The organism is Geobacillus sp. DSP4a, assembly GCF_013096875.1.
Classification (GTDB): domain Bacteria; phylum Bacillota; class Bacilli; order Bacillales; family Anoxybacillaceae; genus Geobacillus; species Geobacillus thermophilus.
Map to the genome: position 1 here is coordinate 1 of NZ_SDLD01000258.1, position 304 is coordinate 304.

A 304-nucleotide genomic window follows, 5' to 3' on the forward strand; every position below is an offset into this window, starting at 1 on the left:
ATATTGCGTTGCCATGTTTCCGCATAGCCAATGACAAGTTTGCCAATTTGATTTTCAATACAGTAGTTAATGATGTAACGGCAAGTCTTGTTGATATAATCATTCACTTTATTATTGCGATTCATAGCAAGCAAAGCCTGTTTACGAGTGGTGCCTTTGATTTTTTGCTTATCTTTTATGCTTTGAAGTCTGGCATTTTCTTTGTTAAACCATTGATTTATACTTTTTAATCTCCGCCCATCAATGATGAATGATCTGCCGTCTGATGTGACACAAGTGGCAAAATTGTTTAATCCTAAATCAA

Annotated in this window: 1 protein-coding gene; it reads right to left on the bottom strand. The window is 34.9% G+C overall.

The features are described 5' to 3' along the window. Positions 1-304 (bottom strand): transposase (locus ETC02_RS17245; protein ID WP_171698504.1); only part of this gene is annotated, 304 nt, incomplete at both ends.